Origin of the sequence: Sporomusa aerivorans, from assembly GCF_041428895.1 — a bacterium.
Classification (GTDB): domain Bacteria; phylum Bacillota; class Negativicutes; order Sporomusales; family Sporomusaceae; genus Sporomusa; species Sporomusa aerivorans.
The window spans coordinates 1,952,507-1,965,426 of sequence record NZ_CP156926.1 but is presented as its reverse complement, the minus strand read 5'-3'; the positions used below and the strand labels follow the sequence as shown (position 1 = coordinate 1,965,426).

Below are 12,920 nucleotides of genomic sequence, written 5' to 3'. Positions count from 1 at the left end.
ATGTGTTTGATATAATGTTAAAAAAATATATTGTAGTTAATGTACTTGACGGTCTGCGGTATATTCAAAATCTAGTTTCCGAAAACCAGGGCGTTGGCTTTCCCGTAATGGAAGACAACCAAATTGTCGGTGTGTTAACTTATAAGGATTTATTGCAATCACATCCCAACCGGATTGCCGCAGATGCCATGTCAGGCCACATTGTCTATATCGATGCCCATTCCTCTATCTGGAAAGCCAAAGAGATGTTTGATTCCGGCGATACCGATCTGTTATTGGTTCAGGATAATAATCAGCTTGTGGGCATTATTACGAAATCTCTTTTAGAAGCTGAGTTGGGAAAGCATATTGACCTCTTAACAGGGCTGCCCAAAAAGGATTTTATCTATTATAACGCAATTCGCTTGCTCGAAAGCAAGCAAGAAATGTCTTTTGCATTTTTTGATGTTAATAACTTTGGCCTCATCGATAAGGTACATGGTCATGTCGCTGGCGACATTATATTACAAGAAATAGGGACAATCCTAAAAGCTAACATGACAGATCAAACATATGTATCCAGGTTTGGCGGCGATGAATTCCTAGTGCTTACCCCGTATTACGTTGATAAGTGCTATATTTTTGCCCAAAACCTGCTAAGAGCAATTTCCCGCTATTCATTTCATAATAACATACCTGTTACCGTTTCGGCAGGTATCGCAGAAAAAAAGGAGACGCAAGAGTGCTCGCAGAATATACTGGGCACCATATCTAATCTTATTAACCTCGCCAGCCTGGCCTCCACAAAGGCGAAAAAAGACAAATGCGAGCTAAGTGTCGCCGCCAACTATACTACCTGTAATTTTGCCGGTTAAATTGCCTGCGAAGTTTGTCATTCACAAAATCATAAAAAGCAGAGAGTCATAATTCGCCTGTCACGAATCATGACTCTCTGCTTTTTATAACTACTTCATTTTATTTAGAAGGGGTACTTCTAAATAATTTACAGCAACGCAGCTGCCTGCTCGATGGTAAGAGTGACTTCGTCGTTTTGAGCCACCGCTTTTCCGGTAAAGCGGTAGCCTACTTTTCCGGAAACGACAACGGCTTGCAACCAGCCTGTTTCAGTCAAATTTTTTCGCGTCTGTTCCATCTTGTAGACACCAAATATGAGCTGGCTATCCTCGGCTATGTTTTTAACTTTGCCAACTACAATCAAATGGGGGACGCCGACTTTGGAAACAGACGTCAGTGCAATGAACGGGGATGATAAAATCGCATCCTTCATTTCATCGGTAAGTGTGATATGACCATTCGTGGTTGCTAACTCTCGGCTCATAATTACCACTCCTCATTTCAGGTATTATTGGTACTAGCACTATAATACTTGCAATTATGAGGAGAAGCTGTTAATTATTTAACAATTCCCCGAGTTAAAAACACTTATTTTTAAGAATATAGTATCTTTTTTCCCGGCAAAGATAGTTTTTATCCGTTAATTCTTTTACAGATTGCGAAACCATCACTCTTGATGCACCAACCAATGCCGCAATTTCCTGTTGTGTTAACGGTATTGTAATCCGGATTCCCTTAGAACAGTTTTCGCCATGTTCCCGCGATAGACGAAGCATTAAGCTCAGGATTTTCTCCGCAGTTGACTGCCGATTTGATTCGGATACTTGTTCCCAGATAGTATATAGCCGGTTCCCGAGATTTTTTATAATTTCCCAGGCTATATCCGGTTGATCCTTTATTACTTTTTCAAACGTACAACGACTAATACTACGAACCTTAGCTTCTTCCAAGGCAATAGCGGTTGCCAGTTGAACAGCGCCAGGCCTGAATAATGCCGTTTCCCCTAACAGTTCTCCGGTCCCGGCAATCTGCAGGATTGATTCATTCCCGTCTTCCGAAATGCGCAATAATTTAAACCGGCCTTCTTTTATAACATAAATACGGTCCGACTCTTCTCCCTGCTGGAATAAAACTTGTCCTTTCTTAAACTGCTGCTTGCTGGCGGCAAAACAGATATGCCGAAAGAATTCTAAACGCAGACCGGAAAAAAGCGCACTGTCTCGCAAACATAAACAGGATTTGTTTGTCATCATTCGTTTTTTTTAACCTCAGCATTGATTTATTTGAGTTCTTTTAAGAATAAATAAAGGCTGATTATCGCTACCGCGATCTTTCTTCCATTTTGTTAAAAGGTTTACATCTTTCATTAGGCCATAAGTATATAATTAAAATTGCAACTCCCCATTTTCAAGGCTGTCTATAAGCTTAACCGCTACGGAGGCTGCATGTTATAAACAATAAACTTAAAGGGGGTGCCTTCGGTGACAAGCAAGCTTCTGTGCTGTAAAATATTGCGGCAGTTAAACCACTGCCAAAAGATTTTGACTGTACCTGTTATTTTACCTTAACAGAAGGTCAAATGTCTGTAAACTCTTTTACATTCGGACAGTAAAAAAACTTCTTTTATACACGCTGCACCTTAAATAGTTTCCACCCTCCAGCGAAAAGCCCCAATTGGTTTCATATATTAAAATACTGGATATAAGGAGAAAAGCGCATGAAAATACTAGGTATATCCGGCAGCCCTGTCCCTAACAGCAATACTGACCGTTTAGTATTGCAAGTGTTGCGGTCAAGCAGCCTGGATTTCGAATTTATAAAGCTAAGTAATGTACATGTTAGACCCTGTTTAGCCTGTAAGTCGTGTGTCGAAGACAACACTTGCAAAGTTAGTGATGATTTCCCTGAAATAGCTCAAAAAATGCGTGAAGTACAAGCAGTGGTAATTGGCGGCTATACGCCTTATAGAATGCTGGACGCCTATACAAAGGCCTTTTTAGAAAGGCTCTGGTCAATGAGACATAACCATAGTTTAAATGAAAAAAAATATGTTATCTCAATTATTTCAGGTTTATATAAAGAAGTCAGAGATGCGGCCCTTAATGCAATAGCGATAGAATTGCAGATGGAGCGAATGCATCATGTAGCCGAATTTGGCATTCAAGGTAATGTACCCTGCCTTACATGCGGCTATGGTGATGATTGTAAAAACAGTGGCATACCTCATATATTTACCAATAAAATAAAGGCCTCCCCAAACCACTGTGTTGACGTAGAAGAACAGCAGGTATGGGAAGAGGCCTCAAAAACAGGTCAGCTGCTGGGGCAATTTCTTAAAGGCGAAACTAATTTTATTCCCTGTATTAAGCCTGACTGATAATATGTATTTGCGATGAGGCAGTTAACATAGCCGCCAAAAAGCAAACAATCAATCCCGCCCCCTTTGACTTTTTCAGTAATGGGTTTCATTCTCGTAATACTTACTATTTTCCAATACGGTAAAAAATGTCTCTGCATGACTGTACCCGGAGCTTCTTATATGCCGGGAAATTGCAGCTGCCGTCCTATCCTGAATGTCTTGCCCCCGGTCAAACCACTTAATCTCAACCAGCGGACTTATTTCGGTCTGCTGTCCATCCATAATAAAAGAGCTGACAACGGCCTCAATTGTGAAATAATCGCGCGGACAGCCAATAATTTGCTGCAGCTCATCCACCAGTGATGTGCTGATGGCTTTTACTTTATCTAATTCCATTCCTTTGATGATAATCTGGGGCATGTCGCTTCCTCCTAATATTAAATTATAATAATACGCATACATTGATTACTAACTGTACATTCGCAGGGCTGGTAAAATCAAATCTCTGTACTATCACTGTCAGACATCCTAAGCAAAGCAGCGGCTGCTATGGAAAAATTAATGCACCCTTTGCGTCTGTTTCAATAAATGGATTCCAGGCGACCTCCCATAAGTATCCATCCGGATCTGCAAAATAACCGCTATACCCGCCCCAGAAAACCTGCTGCGCTTTTTTGATGATCCTGGCTCCCGACTGTTTTTCTTTTTGCATCACCGCATCGACTTCTTCAGCGCTATTGACATTATGCGCTAATGTAATACCTGTAAAACCTGATCTTACAGGGCTAACATTTGCATCTTTGGCAAGTTCATCAAACGAAAATAAAGCCAACCCGACACCCCCTAAGTCAAAGAAAATACTACTTTCCTGACTGCAGCTTGATGGCTTCCACCCCAATCCATCCTGATAAAATGCGCGGGACCGGTTTAAATCACTAACTCCCAAGGTAACTATAGAAAGTTTTTGCCGCATATTGAAAAACTCACCTCATCTTATTTGTTTTAACCAACCACATTCATAAATTCGAAACGAATGACCAGCCGCTCCAGATACCACACTAAAGCGCCAGGCTGAAGCTGTCCCTATCATTGTTTTGTATAAGCAGTTACTTTATTCTTATTTTTTTTGCTCGCATAGAGAGCCCCATCAGCCAATTCCAATAATTTATCTATCGAATTCGTATCCTGGGGGAATGTAGCCACCCCCATACTAACAGTACAACCATTCAAGGACTTTTCACAGGCTGAGCGAATTGCTTCCGCAACCGCTAATAGTCTTTCATCCGAATATCGCGAAGTATAACCGCAAATTCATCTCCGCCAAAGCGGAACACCGCCTGTTCGCCTGCTATCGACTTCATTATTTCAGTAATCCTTTTCAATATATAATCACCGGCCAGATGCCCGGATGTATCGTTTAAGCCTTTGAAATGATCGATATCCAATAGGCAAAGGCCTACACTCACCACAGTACAATTACTTATTTCCTGCTGCAAAATACAGAAGTGATTTTCGAAAGCCCGGCGATTATACGCGCCTGTTAGAGAGTCGATATCAGCGGCCTCCTCAAGATCGTTATGAACTTCCTCCAGTTTTTCAACCGTCTTATTATAAACATGAACAATTTCATGGAACTCTTTTTCATAGCTCCGGGAGTCAATCTTTTTGTAGTTACCGTCTTTTAAAGTATTAAATGCCTGCACCAGTTGATCGAGCGGCTCAGTATAACGCCTTGCCGTATATATGCCAACCAGAACAATGACAAATATCCCGGCGATCGACAATGACAAAATCTCGTAGATCATAATATTTCTGTTTTTTATTATATCGGCAGTCGGTGTATTAATTGTAACACTCCAGCCTAAGTCCGGCACTTTGCTATAGCCTACGAATTGGTCGCTGCCTGAAGAATCCTTTAAGATTCTTGATCCTTTCCGGCCATCCAGCCGATCAAAAATTACAGCTTTTTGGCCAATTCGTTCTTTATTAGGATGATAAACGATATCGCCTCGCCGGTCCAGAATAGAAATATACCCATTTCTCCCAAATAACGTATTATCGAACATGGATGCCAGTGAATTGCCATGGAGTTTAACAAGCCCGACAACGACGCCGTCAATTGTTTCATTTTTGATGATGGGAACTGCAATGCTTACCACTTTAAAACCCCTGGCACTCGTAAAAACGTCGCTAATATAAGTTCGGCCCTGGATTGCTTGTTTAAAATATTCTCTTTGTGATAAATTTGAAACCATAGGGCTATATTGATTGCCGGATATGAGCAAAATATCTCCCTGGCGATTAAGGATTGTAATTACGTCTACTTCAGAAAAAACCGTGTTGATTTTATCAAGTGTGTCCTGATTCTCCCTGATTTTTTCATCTGCGGCAATTACTTTCAGCGACAGCGCAATTTTTTTAAAATTCTCCGCTAATTGCATACTAACATTATTTGCAGCTTGCTCATTAATATCTAATAATAAAGCATCGGTATCCGAAATAAAAATTTTATCAAATACTATGAATTGAGCTAAACTATTCAAAACAACCAGAATGCTAAGCAGCAATGTAAATTTATATAATAAACGCATTTGATCAATCCAATCTAAGAATATCATTTGCCACAAATGAAAAGTATTACTTAATTATAACAAATATCAAGGATCAGGAAAACTCGATATAAGGTTAAGATTTCATAAAGCGGGCTTGTATATTTTTACAGCTTTGCGTCTGTAGTTGCACTACATTGCAATGTCTATATTATAGCCATTGCTTTTTTTCCGTGATTCGCGGCCTGACGGCAGTAATATCTTCAGACATAAGAAACTCCGTACAAAATCACTCAGATTTTGTACGGAGTTTCTTGAAACAAGGGGACAGGGACCTTGTTTTTTACAACCAGGTCCAATAGCTATTTTTGCACTCCCTAATCCCCGTTCCTAACAAGAATACGATGCTTGCTTTCCCGTTTAGGCGGCCTTCCTGCTGAGCTGGTTTCAAGCAGCGATTACATGGGCAAATATTAATAGCCTGCTTCCTCACCAATCACCCACACATGAATGTCTGAAGCCGGCGGCCGTTTATGAATAACGGTAGTTACATTACACAGGCGGGTCGGTCCCTGACAGTCGACACAACAGCCGGTCTTTACACACGGATTAGGCCTGTTCAACCGTTTATTATTAAGCGGCGCCGCCTTGGAACGAATACGCTCCTCTGCTTCATCAACAGTACCTGCAATTTTATTAACACCGGCAAGAACGATAACTTTTTTGGGGCCAAATATCATGGCCGCCACCCGATTGCCTGTGGCATCGGTATTGACCAGCCTGCCATCTTCGGTAAGAGCGTTCGTACTTGTCAAAAATACGTCACAAGTAAGCTGCTTGCGCCTGATATCCAATATTTCCTCCGGACTCAGACCGGGCTTATGGTGGCAATAAACGGTGTTGCCGCGCGCTTCTAACTTTTCCACTACCTCCAGCTGGATCAATGTCCATGAACCGCCAATACCAACAGTTGCATCCGGCGGGATGACGTTAAGGAGTTCTGCCAGCGCTGCCTGCGCAGTTGGGTAAAAGGATGCGTTAAATCTGTTTTTCAACAGCGCCTCTACTGTCTTCATTGCAAGGGCCTGCTCCTCAGCATTCAATTGTTCTGTCATTATTGATTCCTCCCTGAGTTAAAGAATTATGCTTGCAATAGTAACTCTAGCATGATATTCTTTAGGCGTAAAATTAATAGTACGTATTAAAACAATAGAAAATAATTATAGGATGTGTACTCTTGGAAATCAGACAACTGCAAACACTTATTGCCATAAAAAATGAGGGGAGCTTTGCACAGGCTGCACAACACTTAGGTTATACGCAGCCAACCTTAACAGCTCACATTCAATCCTTAGAAAGAGAGCTGAAGATTAAATTGTTCGACCGGCTTGGGCACAGCATCCGCTTAACACGTGCAGGCGAACATTTTATCAGTTATGCGGAACGAATTCTCAAACTTGTAGACGAAGCCGTTGATTCTGTTTCTGAAAAAGCGGCTTACGGCAAGATTATTATTGGCGCAAGTGAAACTTTTTCCGTGGTCCGCCTGCCGGCACTGTTAAAGGATTTTCGCCGCGAGCATCCGTCTATTGAAATAGAGCTTAAGTTTGGAGATATTGCTAAGTTCTATACCGATCTTAAAAATAACGTTATTGATATGTCGGTTATCCTGACCGACAAGGTTCCCTATTCCACGCTCTCTACAGAAATACTGTGTCCAGAACCAATGTCATTTATTGCTGCTGTCGATCATCCGCTTGCGCAGCAAGCGACCATTGACATTTGCGACTTTAGCGCCGAAGACTTCATCGTCACGCAAGAAGGATGCGCGTATAGGACCTTCATCGAAACTCTGCTTGACGACAATGATATAAAACCCCGTTCCTTTATGAAGGTAAAAAATATCGAGGCAATAAAGCAGTTTGTCATCAGCGGACTGGGAATCGCTATTTTGCCGAAGATTTATGTAGAAAAAGAAGTATCGGCCAATCTTTTGGCTGAACTTCCCTGGAATGGCCGTGACTTCGGGATGTACACCCAGATTGTTTATCATAAGGATAAGTGGCTAACGCCTGCCATGCTAAGCTTTCTCAAGTTAATTCGCAGCAAATTCGATTTTCCCCGCAGCCAGCAGTAACAGCTGAGCCCCCGTGATGTACGGAAAATTATAAGAGATAAACAATAAAGAGAAACTCGGGCACACTGCTAAATTGCCTGAGCTTTTCTATTTTTTACCAGTCTATCAGAAGTCCACTCCAGGATAAACGCAGGAGCGCCCTGTCTGTCACCTTAAACATCGCCTGCCAGTTATATTTTATTTCAACCTGTTTTGTAAACAAGGGCAGTGAATATTCATATAATGCTATGGGTAATTATTGTTCTCTATACTGATTTCTCTGCTCACCATCCAATTCATTACAGACCTTACCAGCCTAAAGGGCAACGAACTCGTTAACCCAAAAAAGAAAGGAGCGCCGGGATATGCAAAACCCTACTGCCGAACAACCTTCAATTGCAGCTTACGCTGCATTGCCTACGAGTTTTGAAGCTAACTATGGCCAGACAGAAGCAGCGGTAAAGTTCATGGCCAGGGGGAGCGGCTATACCTTGCTTTTGACTGCCGAAGGAGCCATACTGGTAGTGCAATGTAACCACACCAGGCGTAAAGTACACAGTCTCAGCAAGAAAGATATGATCAGGCAGGCAAGAGTAACCAAAGCAACCTTGTCGATGAATTTAGCGGGCGCTGACCCTCAGCTGCAGGTGGAGGGACTGGAGAAACTGCCTGGTATTGTCAACTATTTTATCGGTAACGACCCTGCACAATGGCGTACAGAAATACCGACCTATAAAAAAATCAGGTACCGGAATGTCTATCCCGGGGTCGACATGATCTATTACGGCAAACAAGGGCAGCTGGAGTATGACTTCGTGCTAGCTCCCGGCACAGATCCATCGATAATTACTCTTGATTTTCAAGGTCTTGATCAATTAGAGCTGGCTGACTGCGGCGACTTGGTGCTGCATGTCTCCGGCGAACAAATACGGTTGCGCAAACCCTTAGTTTACCAGGAAAGTGATGACACCAGACAGGAAATTTCCTGCAGCTACCGGTTAAAGGACGGCAACCGGATTGGTTTTAACGTAGCAAATTATGCTACTGACCGCCCCTTGATAATCGATCCTGTGCTAATCTACTCTACCTATCTTGGCGGCGGCGAAGAAGACGCCGGCGCTTGGATTGCAGTAGACTCAGCCGATAATGCCTATGCAACAGGAATAACCACCTCCATAAACTTTCCAACCCACAATCCGCTGCAACCAATGTCAGGAGGAGGAACCGATTCCTTTGTGACCAAGATCAATGCCTGCGGTACTGCGCTGATTTATTCAACGTATCTAGGCGGCAGCGGCTTCGATTTTATTACCGGCATTACTGTGGATGCAGGCGGCAACGCTTATGTGGCAGGTGTTACCGATTCAGTGAATTTCCCCTTGCAAAATGCGTTACAGCCGTTTTATGGGGGCGGTATTTCCGACGCCTTTGTTACTAAAATCAACGCTTGCGGTTCAGGTCTTGTTTACTCGACATATCTGGGTGGCAGCGATGAAGATGCGGCCATCAATATCGCGGTGGATTCTTGCAGCAATGCTTACGTGACCGGTTTTACCGCCTCAGCGAATTTTTCGACGAAAAATGCGTTGCAACCGGTTTTTGGCGGCGGTGAATACGACGCTTTTGTGACCGAAATCAATGCTGGCGGCTCCGGCCTTGTTTACTCAACTTACCTGGGTGGCAGCGGCGATGATGAAGGCTTGGGCCTGACGGTTGACAAATTAGGTAATGCCTATGTTACCGGCCGGACCAATTCGGCCAATTTTCCAACGAAATGCGCTCTGCAGCCTTCCTTTGGCGGGGGCGAATTCGATACTTTTGTGACTAGGATTGCAGCTTGCGGAACCGGTCTTGTATATTCCACTTATCTAGGCGGCAGCGGCCAGGATGAAGGTATCGGCATAGCGGTGGATTCCTTGGAAAATGCTTATGTGACAGGCTTTACAAATTCCTTGAACTTCCCGACGTTAAGGGCATTGCAGCCGAATTTCGGCGGCGGCGAATTTGACGCCTTTGTAACCAAAATCAGCGCCTGCGGCTCCTTCCTGATATATTCCACCTACCTTGGCGGCAGCGGCTTAGACGAAGGTTTCGGCATCGCTGTGGATGCTTTTGGCAATGCCAACGTGACCGGTTTTACAAACTCGCTTAATTTTCCGACCCATAACCCGTTGCAGCCGACCTTTGGCGGTGGTCCTCTTGATGCCTTTATCACCAAACTCAGTGCCAGCGGCGGCTGTTTTGTCTACTCCACCTATTTCGGGGGCAGTGGTCGGGAAGAAGGCATCAGTATAGCTTTGGACTCTAGCGGCAATGCCTATGTGACAGGCGTTGTCAATTCACTGGATTTCCCGACTAAGCATTCGCTCCAGCCTGTGTTTAGCGGTGGTTTAGTCGATGCTTTTGTGATAAAAATCTCCTCACGCTAGGCATGGTAATCTAAAAATACAGGGGCAGAGGCGCTTAACGCCCCCTGCCCCATATTTGCTATGCATTCCCTGTTAAACCATGCTGAAATAAATTCGTATTAAACGTCTTGTTCAAGTATCATTGCATAAATTCTGATGCCGGCAGTAAAAAGCAGACTTTATTTCGTAAAAATGAGCCACAATATTATTAATCGTCACTATCATACCTGCTTATATTCATGAAGGAGGTCATTATGCAACAGATTGTTCCCCATTTATGGTATGATAAAGCAGCAAAAGAGGCGGCCTTATTTTATATCAGCTTATTTGACGACTCTAGCCTATTAAAGGTGGCAGTACTAGAGAATACACCTTCCGGAGATGCAGAAATTGTAAGCTTTGAATTGGCCGGACAGCCCTTTAAGGCAATAAGCGCAGGCCCCTACTTCCGCTTCAATCCGTCCATATCCCTGCTGGTGGCCTGCTACTCTGTAGAAGAAGTCACCACCAGATGGACAGCGTTATTAGCGGGCGGATCGGCATTAATGCCGCTTGGTGAATATCCCTTTAGCAAGTGGTACGGCTGGGTGCAGGACCGCTATGGTTTGTCCTGGCAGCTGATGCTTACGGACAGCGGAAAAGCTGTTCAAAAGCTCACGCCAAACTTGCTTTTTTCCAGTGACGCCTGCGGGCAAGCCGAAGAAGCAGTAAAATACTACACAACAATATTCCCGGATTCAGAACCAGGAATAATCAGCAGATATGGTGCAGGAGAGGCCGTATCGCCAAAGGCCAGGGTGAATTATGCCGCTTTCAAACTTGGCGGTCTTGATTTTTCAGCAATGGATAATGCTTTTGACGTGGACTTCGGTTTCAGTGAAGCATTTTCTTTCATGATAAACTGCAAGGATCAAAACGAAATTGACTACTTCTGGGATAAGCTGTCCGCTATTCCTGAGGCGGAACAATGCGGCTGGATAAAAGACAAATTCGGCGTATCGTGGCAGATTGTCCCGGAAAGCTTGGACAAAATCCTGTTTAACGGGTCAAAGGATGAGCTCCGCAGCGTTACCGCGGCGTTCTTACAAATGAAAAAGTTTGATTTGAATACGCTGGAGAATGCGCGTAAACAGAAAAATAAAGCTTAGAAATTTCCGGCCATTATATACAGCGCAATAAACAGAAAGATAAGCAGTGTTTTCATAACCGTAATTACAAAAAGATCATAATAGGCTTGCTTATGGGTCAAACCACACACTGCCATTACGGTGATAAGACCACCGTTGTGGGGCATAGAGTCCAGCCCGCTGGAAGCCAGCGCGGCAAAACGGTGCAGAACATCGGGCGAGATACTGGCAGTTTGCGCCCAGGTTAAGTAATCCGCCCCCAGCATACCAAGTGCGATTGTTATGCCGCCTGACGCCGAGCCGGTAATTGCCGCCATAATATTGACGGTAATAGCTTCCGAGACCAGAGGACCTGCCCCGATTTTAATATCCAGGAGGAAAGCTTTAATTACCTGGAAGCCTGCCAGGCTGGCCACCACACTGCCATAGCCATACCCGGAAGCGGTATTAAGCACGGCTACCAAGGAACTGTTTGCCCCGCTATTGAGGGAAGCCGCAATCCCGCCTGTTCGGCGAAACTGATCCCGCCCAATGTAGATTGCGAGCAGAATTCCTAGAATCAAGGCAATATTTAACGACCAAATTGCCCGTACTTTATCTACGCCGGTACTCAACAGCGACAGTTTCAAAACTTTGAAGGGCAACAGAATTTCTTCATTCCATTGATAGGCCCAAGACCATTTGAAGGGATTGCTAAGATATAGATTAGCCAGCAGAACGACAACAAGCGGCAGAAACGCCAGCAGTTGGTCCGGCATTCGCCCTTCCGCTTTTTCCTCAGGCTCATTTATCGTATGTGTTCCATAACCTTCATTTTGTCCCGCAGCCTGGCGCTGCCTGTATAAGAGCCAGGCCCAGCCAAGTAAAAAAATAGCCAGCCCGCTGACCGCACCCAGCATGGGGGCGGCCCAGGTGGTAGTACCAAAAAATGCCGTTGGTATAATGTTTTGAATCTGCGGCGAGCCCGGAAAGGCTCCCATACTGAAGGTAAATGTTCCCAGCCATAGAGCCGCAGGAATAAATCGTTTCGGAATGTTCGCCTCCCGGTACAAGGCACTGGCAAATGGGTACATAACAAAAACAACAACAAATACACTAATTCCGCCATAAGTAAGAAAAGCACACCCTAGTATTACTGCGAGGATAGCATTCTCCTTGCCCAGTTTTCTGGCTATAGTTCCGGCAATTGCCCGGGCCAGTCCACCCTCTTCCATAACCTTAGCGAAAACGGCCCCCAACAGGAAAATGGAAAAATACATTTTAAAATATTCGGCGGCCTTAGTCATAAAGATTTCCGTATATACCGGCATCAAACTAAAATTACTGGCTGCAGCAGCCAAAACGGCGAACAGGGGAGCGAACAAAATAATGGAGTAACCTCGGAAAGCAAAGAACATTAGTAAGATTAAACTTAGTAGGATTGTAAACAGTTCCACAGATCATCCTCATTTCACTTCATCATATATAGTGCATACTGACATTATATCGTATTGTAAAAAGCGCGCAAGTACAATGTAACTACGGCCC

The 12,920-nt window shown here is 43.9% G+C and carries 13 protein-coding genes; 5 read left to right on the top strand and 8 right to left on the bottom strand.

All coding sequences use genetic code 11. The features are described 5' to 3' along the window. The first annotated feature begins 14 nt into the window (after positions 1–14). Entirely contained in the window at positions 15–854 is an 840-nt protein-coding gene (locus SATMO3_RS08925; RefSeq protein ID WP_371380184.1) for a GGDEF domain-containing protein, read from the top strand. A gap of 128 nt (positions 855–982) precedes the next feature. Here the strand turns inward: SATMO3_RS08925 and SATMO3_RS08920 are convergent, their stop codons facing one another. Beyond that, complete coding sequence (locus SATMO3_RS08920; protein ID WP_371380183.1) at positions 983–1,318, bottom strand: pyridoxamine 5'-phosphate oxidase family protein; 336 nt, start codon at positions 1,316–1,318, stop codon at positions 983–985. Between the two features lie 94 nt (positions 1,319–1,412). Next, on the bottom strand, positions 1,413–2,087 hold the full coding sequence (locus SATMO3_RS08915) for a Crp/Fnr family transcriptional regulator (RefSeq protein ID WP_371380181.1): 675 nt from the start codon (positions 2,085–2,087) through the stop codon (positions 1,413–1,415). A gap of 464 nt (positions 2,088–2,551) precedes the next feature. Between SATMO3_RS08915 and SATMO3_RS08910 the strand changes: the two genes are divergently transcribed. Continuing rightward, on the top strand, positions 2,552–3,211 hold the full coding sequence (locus SATMO3_RS08910; protein WP_371380179.1) for a flavodoxin family protein: 660 nt from the start codon (positions 2,552–2,554) through the stop codon (positions 3,209–3,211). Between the two features lie 75 nt (positions 3,212–3,286). Here SATMO3_RS08910 and SATMO3_RS08905 read toward each other — a convergent pair whose 3' ends face one another. The 5 genes from SATMO3_RS08905 to SATMO3_RS08885 all read right to left on the bottom strand — a co-directional run bounded on the left by SATMO3_RS08905 (position 3,287) and on the right by SATMO3_RS08885 (position 6,857). Then, positions 3,287–3,613 (bottom strand): DUF1904 family protein, encoded by a 327-nt coding sequence (locus SATMO3_RS08905; RefSeq protein ID WP_371380177.1) that lies wholly within the window; start codon positions 3,611–3,613, stop codon positions 3,287–3,289. Positions 3,614–3,740: 127 nt separating this feature from the next. Continuing rightward, entirely contained in the window at positions 3,741–4,166 is a 426-nt protein-coding gene (locus SATMO3_RS08900) for a VOC family protein (RefSeq protein ID WP_371380175.1), read from the bottom strand. Positions 4,167–4,279: 113 nt separating this feature from the next. Next, positions 4,280–4,402 carry a hypothetical protein gene (locus SATMO3_RS08895; protein ID WP_371380173.1) on the bottom strand — a complete coding sequence of 41 codons (123 nt, stop codon included), beginning with the start codon at positions 4,400–4,402 and terminating at the stop codon, positions 4,280–4,282. Positions 4,403–4,461: 59 nt separating this feature from the next. Next, positions 4,462–5,784: a diguanylate cyclase gene (locus tag SATMO3_RS08890; protein ID WP_371380171.1), complete on the bottom strand. Its 1,323-nt coding sequence runs from the start codon at positions 5,782–5,784 to the stop codon at positions 4,462–4,464. Positions 5,785–6,215: 431 nt separating this feature from the next. Next, positions 6,216–6,857: a lactate utilization protein gene (locus SATMO3_RS08885; protein ID WP_371380169.1), complete on the bottom strand. Its 642-nt coding sequence runs from the start codon at positions 6,855–6,857 to the stop codon at positions 6,216–6,218. Between the two features lie 122 nt (positions 6,858–6,979). Between SATMO3_RS08885 and SATMO3_RS08880 the strand changes: the two genes are divergently transcribed. The 3 genes from SATMO3_RS08880 (at position 6,980) to SATMO3_RS08870 (ending at position 11,414) form a co-directional block, all read left to right on the top strand. Then, on the top strand, positions 6,980–7,879 hold the full coding sequence (locus SATMO3_RS08880; protein WP_371380167.1) for a LysR family transcriptional regulator: 900 nt from the start codon (positions 6,980–6,982) through the stop codon (positions 7,877–7,879). 344 nt (positions 7,880–8,223) lie between these two features. After that, positions 8,224–10,287: an SBBP repeat-containing protein gene (locus SATMO3_RS08875; protein ID WP_371380165.1), complete on the top strand. Its 2,064-nt coding sequence runs from the start codon at positions 8,224–8,226 to the stop codon at positions 10,285–10,287. 233 nt (positions 10,288–10,520) lie between these two features. After that, positions 10,521–11,414: a VOC family protein gene (locus tag SATMO3_RS08870; RefSeq protein ID WP_371380163.1), complete on the top strand. Its 894-nt coding sequence runs from the start codon at positions 10,521–10,523 to the stop codon at positions 11,412–11,414. Here SATMO3_RS08870 and SATMO3_RS08865 read toward each other — a convergent pair. After that, entirely contained in the window at positions 11,411–12,829 is a 1,419-nt protein-coding gene (locus SATMO3_RS08865; protein ID WP_371380162.1) for a GntP family permease, read from the bottom strand. The two genes, SATMO3_RS08870 and SATMO3_RS08865, sit on opposite strands and share 4 nt — an antisense overlap. Between the last annotated feature and the right edge of the window lie 91 nt (positions 12,830–12,920).